We start from the raw sequence: 16,847 nt of genomic DNA, 5'->3' as shown, positions 1-16,847 counted from the left end.
TTTGTTTGCGCGGTGTCAGCAGGGCTTGTTGGGCAGTTCGACCGCGATCGGATTGCCGTTGGGGCTGTGGCTGAGCATTTCCTCGTCGGTACCGGTATGGATGTGCGCGCGGCGACGCTCGGCATGCGAGATCAGCGGACCGGAGACGATGCCATGCACCAGGATCGAGACGAGAATGGTGAAGCTGACGCAAGCCCATAGCAAATCGATCTGGATGAACTCCGCATGGTTCTGACCATAGGCGAGGTAGTAGATCGAGCCCATGCCCCGCACGCCAAGGAAGGCGATCGCAAGGGTGCCCATCATCGGCAGGTCGGAGCGCCATTCCGCTAGCAAGCCCGATAGCGGCCGGATGACGAAGATCAGTGCGAGGCCAACCAGCGCGGCAGCCCAGGTCAATGGCTGCAGCACTCCACTCGCCAGCATGGCCCCGAAACCGAACAGCACGGCAACTAGAACGATCTGCTCGATCTGGTCGATGAAATGGTGGCTGATCTTGTGGTAGCGGCTGCGGTTCTCCCGCTGGCGCGCAGTGACCGCGCCGACGAATACGGCAAGGAAGCCATAACCGGCAAAGATTTCCGCCAGTCCATAGGCAAGCAGTAGCGTACCCAGGACGATCAATCCCTCGCTGGTCGAGTATTTCGGTTGTTCCGCGCTTTCGGTTTCTTCTTCGATGTCCTTCATTGGCGCGTCCGCTTCTCGTTCGAAGACCCACCATGCGCCGAGCCGACCTACTGCCCACCCTACGGCGCAGCCCACGAGTATTCGCCAGCCCAGGTCGTACCACGCCCATTCCAGCGTCCACGTGCCAAGTGACGCCATTCCGACCGCGGCGATGGCCAGATAGGTGAAGGGAAAGGCCAGTCCGTCATTCAGGCCAGCCTCGACGGTCAAGCTGAAGCGGACATCATGGCGTTTGTTCTCCCCGGGCGGACCGACCTGCACACTGCGCGCCAGTACGGGGTCGGTAGGGGCGAGAGCTGCGCCGAGCAGAATGGCAGAGGCCGGTGTCAACCCGATGGCCCACCAGCCGAGCAACGCAACCGCGGCAACCGTTAGCGGCATGGCGATCAATAGGAGAGGCCACACCTGTCGCCAATTGGCCCAGCTGACGGGCCGGTCGATTGCGATCCCTGCCGCCATCAGCGAAGCGATCACGATGAACTCGGTCGTGTATTCGAGCGTAACCGCGTCGAAGCCGTCATAGGTTGGATTGATCCGTGGCAGGTCGAGCGGGAGCGAGAAGATCGCAAACCCGGCAGCCACATAGACGATCGGAAGAGAGAGCCAGAACCTGGCGAGAAACCGCTCCAGCGAAACCGCCGCCATCAGCCCCAGGCCCATGACGACGAAGAGGAAGATGCGCGGCTCGTATTCCATCGCCTATCAGTCCGCGGGCAGGGCTTCGGGTTCCCAGAGCTGGAAATTCGGCTTCGGAACTTCGGCGGTGCGCGCCCGCTCGAATGCGGCCCCGGCCTTGAGTACCGCGTGGTCCTGCCATTGGGCGCCCATGAAGCTGATTCCCACCGGCAGCCGCTCGACCGCGCCCATCGGCACGGTCAGGTGCGGATAGCCGGCTATGGCAGCAAGCGAGCCGGCGCCTATACTGCCGTTGAAATTGTCGCCATTGACGAGATCGCTGACCCATGCCGGGCCGCGTGTCGGCACGACCAGCAGGCTGACGTTGTTCTCCCGCAGCAGGCGGTCGATCCCTTCCTCGCCCGCCAGACGTAGAGACGTAGCGCGGGCTTCCTCGTAAGCCGCCTGATCCGTCGTTTCGAGCGCGCGTTCGAACAGCGACTGCCCGAACCAGCGCATCTCGGCATCGGCATTGGCCTCGTTGAAAGCGACAAGGTCGGCAAGGCTGCGCGGGCCGTCGGTGCCCGGGCGCGAAGCGAGATAGGCGTCCATGGCGGTGCGCAATTCGTAGAGCAGCACGGTCAGTTCCGCGCCGAACATTTCGCCCTGCGGATCGTATTCGATCTCGACCAGTTCCGCCCCTGCGCGCCGCATGTCGTCCAGCGCCTGCTCGAACAGCGCGCGCACGTCGTCGCGGCTGCCGATCTGGTTTACCAGCACGCCGATCCGCACGCCTTGGAGCGAAGCGTCGCGCAGTCCTTGCGAGAACGGCACCTTTCTCTCGTCCGCTTCGGCGGTGGCGGGATCGGCAGGATCGCTGCCCGCGATGGCTTCGAGCAGCAGCGCCGCGTCGTACACGCTGCGCGCCATCGGTCCCGCGGTGTCCTGCGAATGGCTGATCGGCACGACATGCGTGCGGCTGACCATGCCGACCGTGGGCTTGAAGCCCACGATCCCGTTGACGCTGGCAGGGCAGGTGATCGACCCATCGGTCTCCGTACCGATGGCCGCCCAGGCGAATTGCGCCGCCACCGCCGCGCCGCTGCCGGAGGATGAGCCGCAGGTGTTGCGATCGATCGCATGCGGATTGCGGGTGAGGCCGCCCACCGCGCTCCAGCCGCTGGTGGAATTGTCGTCGCGGATATTCGCCCATTCGGACAGGTTGGTCTTGCCCATCATGACCCCGCCAGCTGCGCGCAGGCGTGCTATCAGCGGCGCATCGCGTCCGGTCATACTCTCTGCCAAGGCAAGGCTACCGGCGGAGGTCGGTAATTCGCGTGTTTCGATATTGTCCTTCACCAGCACCGGTCGACCGGCGAGCAATGTCGGCTGAGCTCGCGCCGCCCGGGTCTGAGCTGTGATGTCGGGCGCAAAAGCGATGATCGAATTCAGCCCATTCGGCCCGTTATCGAGATTTCGAGCGCGAATGGCATAGAGGAGCGTGCGCCGCTCCGCTTCGTCCTGCGGAGCCTCCACTCCGGGTGGTGGACCGGGCATCTCCAAGCGCACGGTCGGCTGTTCATCTTGCCCCTCCTGCGCTGCGAGCGGCGATGCGGTTGCAAGGAGAGCGAACGACAGGGCGATATGCTTCATCGCGCCACCCTGCCACCGCCGAAGCGCAATGCAAGCGTGCTTAGAAATTCCCGCTCAAGGTGAAGCGCACGATCGGCCCGATGCGGCGGTCCAGCGTCTCGGTGAACAGCACGTCGCCGTCGGGCCGCGAGTCGTCAAAGACGGTGCGGAAACCCTTGTTGCGCGCCGACAGCACGTTGCCCACCCGCAGTCGTCCGGTCATCCCAAGGATGTCCTTATGCTCCACGAAGACATCCACGAAAGTCGGTCCCTCCCAGAAGCGCCCTTCTTCGTAGCGGCGCGAATATTCGACCGGGCTGAAGGTGAACAGGCTGGCGCCATAAGCCCAGTCGCTGCTGGGGATGTCGTGGCGGAAATCGGCCTCCAGCCGGTTGTAGAGATCGTTGGAGAATGCGCGGTTTTCCCCGGTAAACGGATCGACGATGTCCATGTAGCGCTGGACGGCGGCGAAATTGAGCTGCGCGCCTTTCCACCCGATCGGATCGAATTTCACCGTACCGGACAGCTCGATGTGCAGCCGCTTGGCATCGCCGATATTTCCGCGTGCCTCGCCGCCGCTCGCTAGCGGGAAATAGTCGATGAAATCTTCGAACCACGCCTGGCGGACCTGCAGTTTTGCAGAGCCCCAGGCGCCGAAGCTCTGGTTGATTTCGGCTTCCAGATTCCAGCTCTGGTCGGGCACCAGCTCGTTGTTGCCGCCGTTCTCGTTGTCGTTGTCGAGATTGATGCTGGCGAGGAAATTGCCGAAGCTGAGCTGGCCGACACGGCGCCGCAGCTCGACCGAAATGTCGAAATCGCTGGCCGGCTTCCAGGCGAGGGAGAGCGAACCCTTGGGCCGCCTGAACACCCGCGAATTGGCGGCTGAGCCAGTCTGTTGGATCTTCGAATATTCCGCCCCCGCCGTGGCCTGAAGCGACAGCTTCGGCGTAAGCTGCTTGCTGAAGCTGAGAATGCCCTCGTAGCGATCCTCGGTCACGCCGCCATTGCCGGCAGGAAAAGGAATGCCGACGAATGCACCATCCTCCTCCAGGACTTCGATCGAGGAACGCCGGTCGAGCCGGTTGAAGGCAGCTTCGCCGGAAAGCTGCCAATCGGCCTTGAACATGTTCCAGCCGTATTCGAAGCGTCCGATCCGCTCGCCCGCCGCATTGGTCTGGCGGAAGCGCGATCCGGTGTCGGGCGAGCGATCGGAAAAGCTGTCGACCAGTACGCTGCGGAAATTGTCGCGTTCGAAGCGTTCCAGCCCGATCAGCTTGAGCTTGCCTGGGCCAAGCGGGAATTCGATGTCGCCGCCGATCTCGTATTCGGGTCCGTCCTCGTCGTTGAGCAACAGGCGATCGCGATCGGGGCCGGCGACAGGCTCGGCGAATTCGGTGATCCGCTCGAAGAAGAAATCTTCGCCGTAGCGAAGGTTCAGATGGGCGATGACGTCGGGCGAGAACGTATAGGTGAAGCTCGTCGCCAGCGTCGGATTGTCGACGCCGCCGGAGAACTTGGTGTCCTGCGTTTCGATCAGATCGCCCGCGCCATCGACCACGGTGATCGGGCCATCGGTTCCGAAGCGGTTGTTCTCGTTGCTGAGCGAGACCGTGTAGTCGAGTTTACCGGCATTGCCAGTCAGCGACACTTCGCCGCCGAGCAACTGCGCCTCGGTATTGTAGGGTCGAAAGCCGGTGGTCCAGCTGAACTGCCCCGACGCGCCGATTTTGTTGACGATGACGTTCGCGACCTGGCCGTTGAGGCCGGGAATGTCGAGCGTGGTCCCGTCGACGATCTCGATCCGGACGACGTCGCCTGCCGGGATGCGGCTCAATTGGTCGCGCACGCTGTCGGACTTGCTCGAGAAGCGCTCGCCATTGACGAGTACATTGGCAGTCGCCTGGCCGAGGCCGCGCGAATTGTTGTCGCCATCGTCGATGACGAAAGCGGGGACCTGGACCAGCATATCGAGCGCGTTGCGCGGGGCGTAGCGTTCGAAATAGGCCGGTTCGAAAACCTGCGCGCCTTCGGTGGGTGGATCGCCTTCGCCGGCCGGTTCGCTCGCATCGTCCTCCGCGGCGAGCGCAGGCATCGGGATTACACCGAGCATCAGTACAGCCAAGACGGTAACGACCGATATGTCGCGGCGGTAATTCATTGATTAGGGGCTCCCCACCTGGTTCGAGGAGCCTCGTCTACGTTTGTAACCGAAAGGGCCACCGCGCCATCGACCATGGCGATATCGCATCCGACAAATGAGTCCGGCGCATCTGTCAACGGCACATTGCGACGGACGAATTACATGGATTGCAGCGTGCAACCGATTTCCACCGGCATTTCGGTGTTCGGCGACATATCTGGGCGGCAAAGAGGTTAAGCCTCTTGAACATCGCCGGGGTACTCGCGACATAGGCGCTCAACCGATCCGACGAGAGGAATTTTCATGATCGACCTGTTCGGCAGCGATGCCTATTCCACCCAGGGCCAGTTCACGCGCGACCCCGTAACCGGCGCGCTTGTCCCGGTGGTGGTAGAACAGACCAGCCGCGGCGAACGCAGCTTCGACATTTTCAGCCGCCTGCTGCGCGAGCGCATCGTCTTCGTCACCGGCCAGGTGGAGGACGGCATGGCGTCGCTGATCATTGCCCAGCTCCTGTTCCTCGAAAGCGAAAACCCGTCCAAGCCGATCAGTATGTACATCAATTCGCCCGGCGGCGTCGTGACGGCCGGCATGGGCATCCACGACACGATGCAGTACATCAAGCCGCGCGTTTCGACCGTCTGCGTCGGGCAGGCCGCCTCCATGGGCAGCTTCCTGCTGGCGGCGGGCGAGCCGGGCATGCGCATCGCGCTGCCCAATGCGCGCATCATGGTCCACCAGCCGTCCGGCGGCGCGCGCGGCATGGCGAGCGATATCGAGATCCAGGCGCGCGAGATCCTGCGCATCCGCAAGCGGATGAACGACCTCTATGTGAAATACACCGGTCAAAGCCTGTCCGACATCGAGAAGGCGATGGACCGCGATACCTTCCTCGAAGCCGAGGAAGCCATGAAGTTCGGGATCGTGGACAAGGTCTTCGAAACCCGTCCGGAAAACGGCGAAGCCGAAGCCGAAGGTTCGGGTGGCGCACCCGAGTGATCGGGCAGCCTCAAGTTTCCGCGCAGGCACCGTGCCTGCGCGGGACTGTTGCACGATTTCCGTAGGATTCCAGCAACCTTGCCGCTTCAGCTTGTGGCAAGGGGATGATTGTACCTACGATATTGACCCAAATCCCGTGTCCCCTAGAGTCGCACGACTGCCGACAGGGCCGGGGAAGACGATTAGGATATGACCAAGTTGAGCGGAACCGATAGCAAGAGCACGCTGTACTGCAGCTTCTGCGGCAAGTCCCAGCATGAGGTGAGGAAGCTCATCGCGGGCCCGACCGTGTTCATCTGCGACGAATGCGTCGAGCTGTGCAACGACATCATTCGCGAAGAAACCAAAGCCGGCCTCACCGGCAAGAAGGAAGGCGACGTTCCGACGCCGTCCGAAATCTTCCAGACGCTGAACGATTACGTGATTGGCCAGGATCGCGCCAAGCGCGTGCTGTCGGTCGCGGTGCACAACCATTACAAGCGCCTCAAGCACAGCGGCAAGTCGGGCGATGTCGAACTGGCGAAGTCGAACATACTGCTGGTCGGTCCAACCGGTACCGGCAAGACGCTGCTGGCCCAGACGCTGGCGCGCACTTTCGACGTGCCCTTCACCATGGCCGACGCCACGACGCTGACCGAAGCGGGTTACGTGGGCGAGGATGTGGAGAACATCATCCTGAAGCTGCTGCAGGCCTCCGACTACAATGTCGAAAAGGCGCAGCACGGCATCGTTTATATCGACGAGATCGACAAGATCACACGCAAGGCGGAGAACCCCTCCATCACCCGTGACGTATCGGGTGAGGGCGTGCAGCAGGCTCTGCTCAAGCTGATGGAAGGCACCACGGCTAGCGTTCCCCCGCAGGGCGGGCGCAAGCATCCGCAGCAGGAATTCCTGCAGGTCGACACGACGAACATCCTGTTCATCTGCGGCGGTGCCTTTGCCGGGCTCGACAAGATCATCGCCGATCGCCTGCAGAAGCGCAGCATCGGTTTCGGCGCGCATGTCGCCGATCCGGACAAGCGCCGCGTGGGCGAGCTGCTCGAGAAAAGCGAGCCGGAAGATCTGCTCAAGTTCGGCCTGATCCCGGAATTCGTCGGTCGCCTGCCGGTCATCGCCACGCTCAACGACCTCGACGTCGATGCGCTGGTGACGATCCTGACCGAGCCGAAGAACGCCATCGTCAAGCAATACAGCAAGCTGTTCGAGCTCGAAGATGTCGAGCTGACCTTCAAGGACGAGGCGCTGCGCGAAATCGCCGAGAAGGCGATCAAGCGCAAGACCGGCGCGCGCGGGCTGCGCTCGATCGTCGAAGGCATCCTGCTCGACACGATGTTCGACCTGCCCGACATGGAAGGCGTGACCGAGATCGTGATCGACAAGGACGTAGTCGACGGCCGCAAGGAACCAGTCCAGGTCCATGGCGGCAAGAAGGACGAGGAAGAGGCCGCCTAAAAGGCAGCCAGCACTCCCGACCTCTCCGATAATTCAAAAGAAAACCCCGCCCGGCCTCCTGTGAGCGCCGGGCGGGGTCGTTTGGCACCGCGCATTATGGGTTGGACTGCGCGGCACCGGGGGAAAGTCTATCATCCGGGCAGGAAGACACCGTTGGTGACATGGATCACGCCATTGGTGGTCTTCACATCGGCCATTGTGACGGTGCTGGTCCCGCCAGCCGCATCGGTGATGACGATATTGTCGCCACTGAAGCTGGCACTGAGCGTCTCACCGGCGACCGTTTCGAACTCGTAGGTCCCGCCGGCCTGGCGGATCGCCTGCGTTAGCTGTGCCGCAGGAATCCGGCCTTCGACGACGTGGTAAGTGAGGATGTTGGTCAGCTGATCGCGGTTCTCCGGCATCAGCAGCGTATCGACCGTGCCGTCCGGCAGCGCGGCAAAGGCATCGTCGGTCGGCGCGAAGACGGTGAAGTGTCCGGGGCTGGTCAGCGTATCGACGAGCCCGGCGGCCTGCACGGCGGCAACCAGCGTGGTGTGAACGCCCGTGCCCTGCGCGGCTTCGACGATGTTCGGCTGCGCCTTCTCCGCCTGCATGCCATGATGGTCGGCCAGTGCCGGTGTGCCCGCGGAGAGCGCGAATGCGCCGGTTGCGGCGATGGACGCGAGGGCGGCGGCCTTGAGTTTCTTCGAAATATGCATCGTAGTCTCCTTTTCCCAAGCCCCGTCCAGCTTGTGTAGGAGATACGGATCGATTCACCGGGCAGATGCACGCCCGAGCCTAAAAAATCCCTAGATCGCGGCGAAGCGTGCCTCTGCGACGACCGGTCCGGCCGCGGCTTGCGGCGGTTTGCCGCCCAACGGCTCGCGCGTCAGCAGCAACTGCGACCCGCCGTGGATTCGTGGTGCGACCTCAAGGGGCACCTCGTGCGCGGTAACTTCACCCGGCGTTACCACACCGAGCGATATCAGTTCGCCTTCGTCAGGCACCAACCAGATTTCGTGGTCGTGGACGCCGTCGGCCGACAGCCCCACGGCGGTCACCAGCAGGCTATGGGCATCGGGAAGATAGGTCAGGTCGAGCCGCAGTGGCGTGCCTTCGATCGGCATGTTGGCAGCGAGCGGTGGCTGGGTGAGGGCGGGGCCGTTGGCTATGGTTCCGGAGGGGCCGTCGGGCGCCTGCTGCATCGGCAAAGCGAAAATAGCCAGCGCGACGGCCGCAGCGGCACTGAGCGCGCCGATCCATTGCCAGCGGCGGACCTTGCGCCGCAGGGAGACGACTTCCGCCGTACCGGCATCCGCGCCCATCGCCGCTTCGATCTTCGCCCACAATTCGGCGCGCGGCATGCGCGGGTCGATGTCGTCGGCGAGCGGGGCAAGGCGATCCTGCCACTGCGCGAACTCTGCGGCGAAAGCGCCGTCGGATGCTTCGCGAGCGCGTGCTGCGAGCAATTCCTCGCCTTCCAGCAGGCCGAGCGCATATTCGGCTGCCAGGACGCTGTCGGGGCGTTTGTCCTCGCTCATTCTCCCGCCTCCATACACGCTTTCAGCTTCGCCAGCCCCCTCCTGATCCAGCTTTTCATCGTGCCGAGCGGGACGCCCTGCCGCTCGGCCAACTCGGCATAGGTACGGCCTTCGAAGAAAGCGCTGCGGATCGCATCGCGCGGCGTTTCGTCAAGCTCTTCGAGACAGGCGCGAACCCGCGCCTCGCGCTCCTCGTCGATCAGCATGGAATCGGGCAGTGGGCTGCCGTCGGATAAGGAAGCCGCCTTGTCCTCGGGCACTGCGCCGCCTCTGACCTTGCCGGTCCGCAGGCGATCGATCGCGCGATTGCGCGCGAAAGTAGCGAGCCAGGCGATGGGGCTCGCTCGCTCGGGATCGTACCGATCGGCCCTGCGCCACAATGTCAGATAGACGTCTTGCAATGCGTCCTCGGCTTCCTTTTCGTCTCCCAAGATACGAAGGCAGATGCCGAAAAGTTTCGCCGAGGTTGCGCGGTAGATATCCTCCAGCGCGGCCCTGTCGCCGCCGGCCAGACGGCTCATCGCCGTCTTGAGCCTGTCCCGCGCGGCCTTACTCGCGCGCTGCATCAGCAACCGCCCGCGCAGTGCGGCGTGCGCTCGATCTGGATGGTCGCATGGCCGATACGGTGATGCTCCAGCTCGTGCGAAATCTCGCTGAGAAAAGCATCGCCCGGGTGGCCCTGAGGCATGACGAGATGCGCGGTCAGCGCGGTCTCGGTCGTGCTCATCGGCCAGATATGGAGGTCGTGGACAGCGTCCACACCCGGTAGCGCAGCGAGATAGTCGCGCACGGCTTTCTCGGAGATACCCTTGGGGACAGCGAGCAGGCTCATCGCAACGCTGTCCTTCAGTAGGCCCCACGTGCCCCAGGCGATCACCAGCACGATCAACAGGCTCACCGCCGGATCGATCCACGTCTCGCCGGTCCACAGGATCGCCAGCCCAGCGATCACCACGCCCAGGCTTACCAAGGCATCGGCGGCCATGTGCAGGAAGGCCCCGCGGATATTGATGTCGTGCTGTCCGCGCAGGAAGAGCGCGGCGGTGCCCGCATTGATCAAAATGCCGATCCCGGCGACGATCGCCATGGTCTCGCCCTGGACTTCGGCGGGTTGCGCCATGCGATGCAGGGTTTCGTACAGGATCGCCCCGATGGCGACCAGCAGCAGCCCGGCATTGGCGAGCGCCGCGAGGATGGTCGAACTCTTGTAGCCATAAGTGAAGCGGTCGGTCGGCGCTTTTTTCGCCGCGACGCTCGCCCCCCAGGCCAGCATTAGGGCCAGCACGTCGGACAGATTGTGGCCCGCATCGGCGATCAGCGCCATCGATCCCGAGATCCAGCCATAGGCCGCCTCGACGATCACAAAACCGGTATTGAGGATAATGCCGATCAGGAAGGCGCGGCCGAAATCCGCCGGAGCATGGCTATGCCCCGCGTGATCGGTGCCATGTGCATGATCGTGCCCTGCGCCCATCGCGATCAGTCGTACACACAGGTGTCCAGCCCGTCACGGCCCACCACGCCGATGCGCGCGGCAATCGTATTGCCGTGCCCGCGCAGCCAGCCGCGCGGGTTCACGACCGAGCGTTCCTTCGGCAAGGGAAGCGCGGCAGCCATGCGCGCCGCTTCGGTGGGGGTCAGGCTGGCGGCGGACTTGTCGAAATAGCGTTCCGCCCCGGCTTCCACGCCATAGGTGCCGATGCCGGTCTCGGCGACGTTGAGATATACCTCCATGATCCGCCGCTTGCCCCAGATCTGCTCGATCAGCAGCGTGAAATAGGCCTCCAGCCCTTTGCGGAAATAGCCGCCGCCCTGCCACAGGAAGACGTTCTTGGCAGTCTGCTGGCTGATCGTGGAGCCGCCACGAATGCGCCCGCCCTGCGCATTCTCGCGCATGGCCGTCTCAATCGCCTCGCGGTCGAAGCCGTCGTGCGTGCAGAACTTGCCATCCTCTGCCGCAATCACCGCGCGCACCATGTTGCGGTCGATATTGTTGAGGCTGGTCCAGTCCTTGGTGATCCCGTTGCCGTCCATCACCATCGTCGCCGTGACAGGCACGGGCACGAATTTGAACGCGAGCACCAGCAGCAGGCTCAGTGCCAGCAGGCCGAACAGGGCCTTGAAAAGAAAGCGGACGAACCAGCGCATCGTCATGCTGCTAGCGGCCATGGAGAGCGGTTGCAATCGGCAGCGCTTGCCCACGGGGCGCGCCCGTGCTTTCTGTCACGTCGGACGATGACAAGGGGATGATCGATGCGCAATCTCACTCTGGCCGCGGCGCTGGCCGCATTGGGCACGACACCGGCTCTGGCCGATAGCGCGGAGGTCGCCGACGCGGTTGCAGCGGATTACGACAGCCATCTCGAAGACCTCTTCGTCCATTTCCACCAGAACCCCGAACTTTCCTTCCTCGAGACCGATACTGCCAAGCGCATGGCCGCCGAGCTGCGCGCCGTCGGGCTGACGGTGACCGAGAATGTCGGCGGCACCGGCGTGGTCGGCATGCTGGAGAATGGCGACGGCCCGCTGATCATGCTGCGCGCCGATATGGACGGGCTGCCGGTGCAGGAACGCTCCGGCCTCGACTACGCCTCCACCGCCACGCAGGTCGGGCAGGATGGCGAGACCTATCCGGTGATGCACGCCTGCGGACACGATGTTCACATCACCTCCATGGTCGGCACGGCGCGCCGGCTCATGGCGATGAAGGACGATTGGTCCGGCACGCTGATGTTCGTGGTGCAACCGGCGGAAGAACGCGTTGGCGGGGCGAAGGCCATGCTCGAGGACGGCCTTTACGACCGCTTCGGCAAGCCGGACTATGCACTCGCCTTCCATGTCGCCTCGATCCTGCCGACGGGCGTCATCTCGGCGGCCGAGGGCATCCAGTATTCGAGCGCCGATTCGGTCGACATTATGGTGCCCGGCGTCGGCGCGCACGGGGCCAGCCCGCACATGGGTCGCGATCCGGTCTATATCGCCTCGCAGATTGTCACCGCGCTGCAATCGATCGTCAGCCGCGAGATCGAGCCGCTCTCGCCCGCGGTTATCACCGTTGGCGCGTTCCAGGCCGGCACGAAGCACAATATCATCTCCGAACGAGCCGATCTCCAATTGACCGTGCGGGCGAATGACGAGGACACACGCGCACAGCTTCTCGCCGCCATCGAACGCGTGGCGGTCGGCATCGGCAAGGCCCACGGCCTGCCCGACGAACTGCCAGTGAAGGTCACGGTAAGCGAGGGCACGCCGGTCACCTATAACGACCCCGAACTCGCCCGCCGCCTGAATGGCGTGATGCGCACGACCTTCGGCGACATAGGCTTCCAGCCATTCGAACAGCGTGGCATGGGCGCGGAGGACTTCTCCTACTTCGTAGCCGAGGACCTCGGCGTGCCGGGCTATTACTTCGCCGTCGGCGGCACTCCGCCCGAGGCGTTCGAAGCCGAAGCCAACGGCGGCCCCGCAGTGCCCTCGCACCATTCTCCCCTGTTCAAGATCGCCCCCCGCGAAAGCGTGACGCTCGGCACCCGCGCGATGGTGGCGGCGGTGCTGGATCTGGCGGGGAATTAGTCATCTAACGTGATAGAAAAGGCCGCCGCTCTCATCGGAACGGCGGCCCTTACTATTGTCTCACGACCAGCGGTTACGCCACGCCTGGCAGCAGCCTTTCGCCGGCAATGGCCTTCATCGCCTTCTGCACTTTCTCGAAAGCGCGCACTTCGATCTGGCGGATGCGTTCGCGGCTGACGCTGTAGACCTGGCTCAATTCCTCCAGCGTCTGCGGGTTTTCCGTCAGACGCCGCTCGCGGAAGATGTGCTTCTCGCGATCGTTGAGATTGTCCATAGCCTCCACCAGCATGTCGTGGCGGACTTCGGCTTCCTCGGCATCGGCGACCAGCTCGTCCTGGAGAGGTCCGTCATCCTTCAACCAGTCCATCCACTCGCCGCTGCCGTCTTCGCCATTGCGCATCGGCACGTTGAGCGAACCGTCGCCGCCCATGAGCATGCGGCGGTTCATGTTGATCACTTCCTGCTCGGGCACGCCGAGATCGGTCGCAATCTTGGCCACGTCATCCGGGTGCAGATCGGTGTCCTCGTAGGCATCGAGGTTCTTCTTCATGCGGCGCAGGTTGAAGAACAGCTTCTTCTGCGCCGCAGTGGTGCCCATCTTCACGAGGCTCCACGAACGCAGGATGTATTCCTGGATCGATGCCTTGATCCACCACATGGCATAAGTGGCGAGGCGGAATCCGCGATCGGCCTCGAATTTCTTCACGCCCTGCATCAGGCCGACATTGCCTTCGGAGATAAGATCCGAAACGGGCAGGCCATAGCCGCGATAGCCCATGGCGATCTTCGCCACGAGGCGCAGGTGCGAGGTGACGAGCTGCGCGGCAGCTTCGCTGTCCTCATGCTCTTCGTAACGCTTGGCGAGCATGTACTCCTGCTCTTGCGTTAGCACGGGGAATTTCTTGATTTCGGAAAGATAGCGATTGAGGCTCTGCTCACCGCCGAGCGCCGGGACGCTCAATGCTTTGGTATTGCTCACGTAAACCCTGACCTTTCTAGCGTCGACCTCGCGCGCCGAACCCCTGCTGGGCATTCGACTCTCGGGCCACCGAAATTACTTATAACAGATATTGCCCGCGCCTGTGCTGCTTTTCATCGATTTCAACGTGCGGTTTCGTCGATGAGTTCCCGCATGTCGGGCGGCAATTCGGCGCGGAAATCCAAGCTTTCGCCGCTGATAGGATGGATGAATCCGAGGCTGGCTGCGTGGAGCGCCTGACGGGCAAATTGCAGCTGCTGAAGCGTCGCGCGGAGCGGCTTGGGAGTGCGTCCATAGACAGGGTCTCCCAATAGCGGATGACCGATTGACGCACAGTGAACGCGCACCTGGTGGGTTCGCCCGGTTTCGAGCCGGCATTCGATCAGCGCGGCATGGTCGAGGCGCTGCTTCGTCTCGTAATGCGTGACCGCATGCTTGCCGCGCGTGGCATCATTGGGGAGCACGGCCATCTTCTTGCGATCCTTGTCGGAGCGGCCGATGCGGCCTGCGACGGTCCCCGATGCCGGGTTCGGATGGCCCGCGCAGACGGCGAGATAGCGGCGCGCAATCGAATGGTCGGCGAATTGCTTCGCCAGCCCTTCGTGCGCGGCGTCGGACTTGGCGACGACAAGCAGGCCCGAGGTGTCCTTGTCGATCCGATGCACGATCCCGGGCCGCGCGACGCCGTTGATGCCGGACAGGCGCCCCGCGCAGTGGTGGAGCAGGGCATTGACCAGCGTCCCGTCCGGATTGCCTGCCGCGGGATGCACGACCATGCCTGCGGGCTTGTTGACTACCAGCAGGTCAGCGTCTTCGAAGACGATCTCGAGCGGGATGTCCTGGGGTTCTGCGGCCAGCGGTTCGGGTGGGGGGAGGGCGATGGTGAAGCGCGCACCGGCCTCGGCCTTGGCGGACCCGCTGGTCACCACCTTCCCGCCTACCTCTACCAGGCCATCCGCGATGAGCCCCTTCACCCGTTCGCGCGACAACCCGCTCGCTTCGGCCAGCGCCTTGTCCAGGCGGCCGCTGGAATCGACGCGTCCTCTTAAAATATCCGTTCGCCCTGAGCTTGTCGAAGGGCCGTCCTTCTTCTTCGCCAAGCTCGATATCCTCTCCCAATCGCCTCGGATAAGCGCCATTTTCTTGGCCCGCGACCAGCCCTTTAACCTGCGTTCGGTTTCAAGCGCCTCGTCCCGGGACGGAAATTCCTCGGACCAGACCAACTCTACAGGCAATCTCTCGCTGGTGAAGCCTTTTAACTCTCCCTTTTGGTGTTGGGCGAGCCGATATTCCAGATCTTCAGTATGTCCGGTGTAGAAGGCACCGCCGCGACAGTGTAGCATATAGGCCCAGAACGGCATCGAATGCGCCTAAGTGAAGTGCGGCCCTTCGACAAGCTCAGGGCGAACGGACTTGAGATTACAAAGCGATTTGGAAGCGGCGTTGCTTGCCGAAGCCGAACAGGCTCACCCGAACGAATGCTGCGGCATCCTGTTGGGTGAAGGCGAACGCATCGACGACATCCTCCCCGCAGCGAACGTCCATCCCCACCCCGCGACCCATTTCGAAATCGACCCGCAAACCCTCATCGATGCCCATCGCGCGGCGCGAGCGGGTGACCCGCAGGTCGTCGGCTATTACCACTCGCACCCCAATGGCCGCGCCGAGCCTTCCGCCACCGATGCCGCCATGACGGCGGGGGACGGGATGGTCTGGGCCATCATCGCGGCAGGCCGAGTCGCGTTCTGGCGTTCGGGGGATGCGGGGTTCGAAGCGCTTCCCTATGTGACCTCGCCTCGCTAAGACACATCCTCAATTTTTCATTACCGGGATCACGATGGACGACCGCCAATCGATCGACCTTGCCGCCATGCTCTGCTCGCGGCTGTGCCATGACATGCTGAGCCCCGTGGGGGCACTGTCCAACGGGCTGGAACTGCTCGCGCTGGAAACCGACCCCGAAATGCGGGCCAACGTCATGCAATTGCTGGAACAGAGCGCGTCGATCTCTACCAACAAGCTCAAGTTCTTCCGCCTCGCCTTCGGTGCGGCGGGCGGCTTTGGCGAGCGTGTGGACGTGGAAGAGCCAAAGGCGCTGATCCAGGCGCTGGTGGCGGACAAGGACAAGGTCGGGGTCAACTGGGCGCTGGCTGATGCCTCGCTCGGCAAGCCGGCGGTCAAGGTGCTGCTCAATTTCGCGCAGATTGCGATCGACGCGCTGGTGCGCGGCGGCACGCTGGATGTCGGCGCAGAAACGCGCGACGGGGCATGCGAGATCGTGGTGCGCGCCAGCGGGCCCAAGGTCGCCTTCGACGAGACCATCGGCAAGGCGCTCGACGGCAGTCTAGACCGGCGCGAGTTGTCGAGCCGCACGGCGGCGGCGCATATGATCCATCTGCTCGCGCAGGAGAGCGGCGGCGGTCTGCAATATCACAAGTCCGCCGATGCGCTGGTGCTGGGTGCAGTGCTGCCCCAGGGCGAAGGCCTGATCGGGTGAAGTCGGACTTCGGGAAGCTCGGCGAAGGTCTGCCCGCCAGCAAGGACGAGCTGGTCGACCGCGAGGTCCTTTCGCCCAATCACGACGAGCGCAATGGGCCCATCTCCATGGTGGTGATCCACTACACCGAAATGGAGGACAAGGGCTTCGCGATCGAGCGGCTATGCGATCCGGAGGCCAAGGTCTCTGCGCATTACCTGATCGGCGAACAGGGCGAAGTCGTGCGGCTGGTGCCGGAAGATAAGCGCGCTTGGCATGCAGGCGTATCCTACTGGCGTGGTCACAAGGACGTTAACGGCATCAGCGTCGGCATCGAGCTCGACCATCCGGGCCACAAATACGGCTATCGCGAATTCAACGAGGCACAGTTCGAAAAGCTGGTGCCGCTGGTTGCGCGGATCGTGAAGGAATACGACATCCCGCGCGCCAACGTGGTCGGCCATTCCGACGTCGCGCCGGCCCGCAAGATCGACCCGGGCGAGCTCTTCCCGTGGGACCGCCTCGCCGAATACGGTTTGTGCCTGCCGCGCCCCGAAAAGCTCGAACGCGGCGATCCGTTCGACAACGACGCGGCCTTCTACCTCGCGCTGGAACGCTACGGCTACGACATCACCGACGGGCACAAGGCCGTCGAAGCCTTCCAGCGCCGCTGGCGCCCGGAAAAGATCAATGGCGAAATCGACGGCGAAGTGCGCGCGATCCTGTTCCAGCTGCTGCTGGACAGGGATCGCGGCAACACCCGCTGAC

The 16,847-nt window shown here is 63.4% G+C and carries 16 protein-coding genes and 1 pseudogene; 6 read left to right on the top strand and 11 right to left on the bottom strand.

Features of this window, described 5'->3' with window-relative positions; translation table 11 throughout:
• Positions 1-15 precede the first annotated feature (15 nt).
• From ACSH0F_RS11990 to ACSH0F_RS11980, 3 genes are read right to left on the bottom strand one after another with little or no spacing between them, the layout of a single operon-like run.
• Complete coding sequence (locus ACSH0F_RS11990; protein WP_435203062.1) at positions 16-1,383, bottom strand: cation:proton antiporter; 1,368 nt, start codon at positions 1,381-1,383, stop codon at positions 16-18.
• A gap of 6 nt (positions 1,384-1,389) precedes the next feature.
• Positions 1,390-2,955 (bottom strand): amidase, encoded by a 1,566-nt coding sequence (locus tag ACSH0F_RS11985; protein ID WP_435203060.1) that lies wholly within the window; start codon positions 2,953-2,955, stop codon positions 1,390-1,392.
• A 40-nt stretch (positions 2,956-2,995) separates the two neighbouring features.
• On the bottom strand, positions 2,996-5,092 hold the full coding sequence (locus ACSH0F_RS11980; protein WP_435203058.1) for a TonB-dependent receptor plug domain-containing protein: 2,097 nt from the start codon (positions 5,090-5,092) through the stop codon (positions 2,996-2,998).
• A gap of 285 nt (positions 5,093-5,377) precedes the next feature.
• Between ACSH0F_RS11980 and ACSH0F_RS11975 the strand changes: the two genes are divergently transcribed.
• Together ACSH0F_RS11975 and clpX are read left to right on the top strand one after the other, a co-directional pair.
• Entirely contained in the window at positions 5,378-6,073 is a 696-nt protein-coding gene (locus ACSH0F_RS11975) for an ATP-dependent Clp protease proteolytic subunit (RefSeq protein WP_435203056.1), read from the top strand.
• Between the two features lie 189 nt (positions 6,074-6,262).
• On the top strand, positions 6,263-7,528 hold the full coding sequence (gene clpX / locus ACSH0F_RS11970; RefSeq protein ID WP_278327505.1) for an ATP-dependent Clp protease ATP-binding subunit ClpX: 1,266 nt from the start codon (positions 6,263-6,265) through the stop codon (positions 7,526-7,528).
• Positions 7,529-7,659: 131 nt separating this feature from the next.
• On the opposite strand, the gene ACSH0F_RS11965 is transcribed toward clpX, so the two are convergent.
• From ACSH0F_RS11965 to mtgA, 5 genes are all read right to left on the bottom strand, one after another.
• On the bottom strand, positions 7,660-8,229 hold the full coding sequence (locus tag ACSH0F_RS11965) for a fasciclin domain-containing protein (RefSeq protein WP_435203054.1): 570 nt from the start codon (positions 8,227-8,229) through the stop codon (positions 7,660-7,662).
• A gap of 90 nt (positions 8,230-8,319) precedes the next feature.
• Positions 8,320-9,051 carry an anti-sigma factor gene (locus ACSH0F_RS11960; protein WP_435203052.1) on the bottom strand — a complete coding sequence of 244 codons (732 nt, stop codon included), beginning with the start codon at positions 9,049-9,051 and terminating at the stop codon, positions 8,320-8,322.
• A complete protein-coding gene (locus ACSH0F_RS11955; protein WP_435203050.1) occupies positions 9,048-9,617 on the bottom strand; it encodes a sigma-70 family RNA polymerase sigma factor in 570 nt (189 codons plus the stop codon). Before ACSH0F_RS11955 ends, ACSH0F_RS11960 begins: the two co-directional genes overlap by 4 nt.
• Entirely contained in the window at positions 9,617-10,525 is a 909-nt protein-coding gene (locus tag ACSH0F_RS11950; protein ID WP_435203048.1) for a cation diffusion facilitator family transporter, read from the bottom strand. Before ACSH0F_RS11950 ends, ACSH0F_RS11955 begins: the two co-directional genes overlap by 1 nt.
• A gap of 5 nt (positions 10,526-10,530) precedes the next feature.
• A complete protein-coding gene (gene mtgA, locus ACSH0F_RS11945) occupies positions 10,531-11,199 on the bottom strand; it encodes a monofunctional biosynthetic peptidoglycan transglycosylase (RefSeq protein ID WP_435203191.1) in 669 nt (222 codons plus the stop codon).
• Between the two features lie 105 nt (positions 11,200-11,304).
• Between mtgA and ACSH0F_RS11940 the strand changes: the two genes are divergently transcribed.
• Complete coding sequence (locus ACSH0F_RS11940) at positions 11,305-12,624, top strand: amidohydrolase (protein WP_435203046.1); 1,320 nt, start codon at positions 11,305-11,307, stop codon at positions 12,622-12,624.
• 73 nt (positions 12,625-12,697) lie between these two features.
• On the opposite strand, the gene rpoH is transcribed toward ACSH0F_RS11940, so the two are convergent.
• From rpoH to ACSH0F_RS11925, 3 genes and pseudogenes are all read right to left on the bottom strand, one after another.
• Positions 12,698-13,603 carry an RNA polymerase sigma factor RpoH gene (gene rpoH, locus ACSH0F_RS11935; RefSeq protein WP_278327500.1) on the bottom strand — a complete coding sequence of 302 codons (906 nt, stop codon included), beginning with the start codon at positions 13,601-13,603 and terminating at the stop codon, positions 12,698-12,700.
• Between the two features lie 122 nt (positions 13,604-13,725).
• A complete protein-coding gene (locus tag ACSH0F_RS11930) occupies positions 13,726-14,703 on the bottom strand; it encodes an RluA family pseudouridine synthase (RefSeq protein WP_435203189.1) in 978 nt (325 codons plus the stop codon).
• A 99-nt stretch (positions 14,704-14,802) separates the two neighbouring features.
• Positions 14,803-14,946: pseudogene (locus tag ACSH0F_RS11925) on the bottom strand (GIY-YIG nuclease family protein); the annotation flags it as partial.
• Between the two features lie 70 nt (positions 14,947-15,016).
• On the opposite strand from ACSH0F_RS11925, the gene ACSH0F_RS11920 reads away from it, so the two are divergent.
• Genes ACSH0F_RS11920 through ACSH0F_RS11910 form a run of 3 tightly spaced genes read left to right on the top strand, consistent with a single transcriptional unit; the run spans position 15,017 to position 16,846 of the window.
• Positions 15,017-15,406: a M67 family metallopeptidase gene (locus tag ACSH0F_RS11920; RefSeq protein WP_435203044.1), complete on the top strand. Its 390-nt coding sequence runs from the start codon at positions 15,017-15,019 to the stop codon at positions 15,404-15,406.
• Positions 15,407-15,440: 34 nt separating this feature from the next.
• Entirely contained in the window at positions 15,441-16,100 is a 660-nt protein-coding gene (locus tag ACSH0F_RS11915) for a histidine phosphotransferase family protein (RefSeq protein WP_435203042.1), read from the top strand.
• Positions 16,097-16,846, top strand: coding sequence for an N-acetylmuramoyl-L-alanine amidase (locus ACSH0F_RS11910; RefSeq protein WP_435203040.1), 750 nt, complete (start codon positions 16,097-16,099; stop codon positions 16,844-16,846). Before ACSH0F_RS11915 ends, ACSH0F_RS11910 begins: the two co-directional genes overlap by 4 nt.
• Position 16,847 lies beyond the last annotated feature (1 nt).

It is taken from the genome of Qipengyuania sp. 902 (assembly GCF_051195295.1).
Taxonomy (GTDB): Bacteria; Pseudomonadota; Alphaproteobacteria; order Sphingomonadales; family Sphingomonadaceae; genus Qipengyuania.
This window is presented reverse-complemented; position numbering and strand designations above follow the sequence as displayed.

What these genes read in the sequence shown, in the direction of transcription:
- ACSH0F_RS11990 (WP_435203062.1), bottom strand. Translation starts at nt 1,383, where the DNA reads ATGGAATACGAGCCGCGCATCTTCCTCTTCGTCGTCATGGGCCTGGGG.
- ACSH0F_RS11985 (WP_435203060.1), bottom strand. Translation starts at nt 2,955, where the DNA reads ATGAAGCATATCGCCCTGTCGTTCGCTCTCCTTGCAACCGCATCGCCG.
- ACSH0F_RS11980 (WP_435203058.1), bottom strand. Translation starts at nt 5,092, where the DNA reads ATGAATTACCGCCGCGACATATCGGTCGTTACCGTCTTGGCTGTACTG.
- ACSH0F_RS11975 (WP_435203056.1), top strand. Translation starts at nt 5,378, where the DNA reads ATGATCGACCTGTTCGGCAGCGATGCCTATTCCACCCAGGGCCAGTTC.
- clpX (WP_278327505.1), top strand. Translation starts at nt 6,263, where the DNA reads ATGACCAAGTTGAGCGGAACCGATAGCAAGAGCACGCTGTACTGCAGC.
- ACSH0F_RS11965 (WP_435203054.1), bottom strand. Translation starts at nt 8,229, where the DNA reads ATGCATATTTCGAAGAAACTCAAGGCCGCCGCCCTCGCGTCCATCGCC.
- ACSH0F_RS11960 (WP_435203052.1), bottom strand. Translation starts at nt 9,051, where the DNA reads ATGAGCGAGGACAAACGCCCCGACAGCGTCCTGGCAGCCGAATATGCG.
- ACSH0F_RS11955 (WP_435203050.1), bottom strand. Translation starts at nt 9,617, where the DNA reads ATGCAGCGCGCGAGTAAGGCCGCGCGGGACAGGCTCAAGACGGCGATG.
- ACSH0F_RS11950 (WP_435203048.1), bottom strand. Translation starts at nt 10,525, where the DNA reads ATGGGCGCAGGGCACGATCATGCACATGGCACCGATCACGCGGGGCAT.
- mtgA (WP_435203191.1), bottom strand. Translation starts at nt 11,199, where the DNA reads ATGCGCTGGTTCGTCCGCTTTCTTTTCAAGGCCCTGTTCGGCCTGCTG.
- ACSH0F_RS11940 (WP_435203046.1), top strand. Translation starts at nt 11,305, where the DNA reads ATGCGCAATCTCACTCTGGCCGCGGCGCTGGCCGCATTGGGCACGACA.
- ACSH0F_RS11915 (WP_435203042.1), top strand. Translation starts at nt 15,441, where the DNA reads ATGGACGACCGCCAATCGATCGACCTTGCCGCCATGCTCTGCTCGCGG.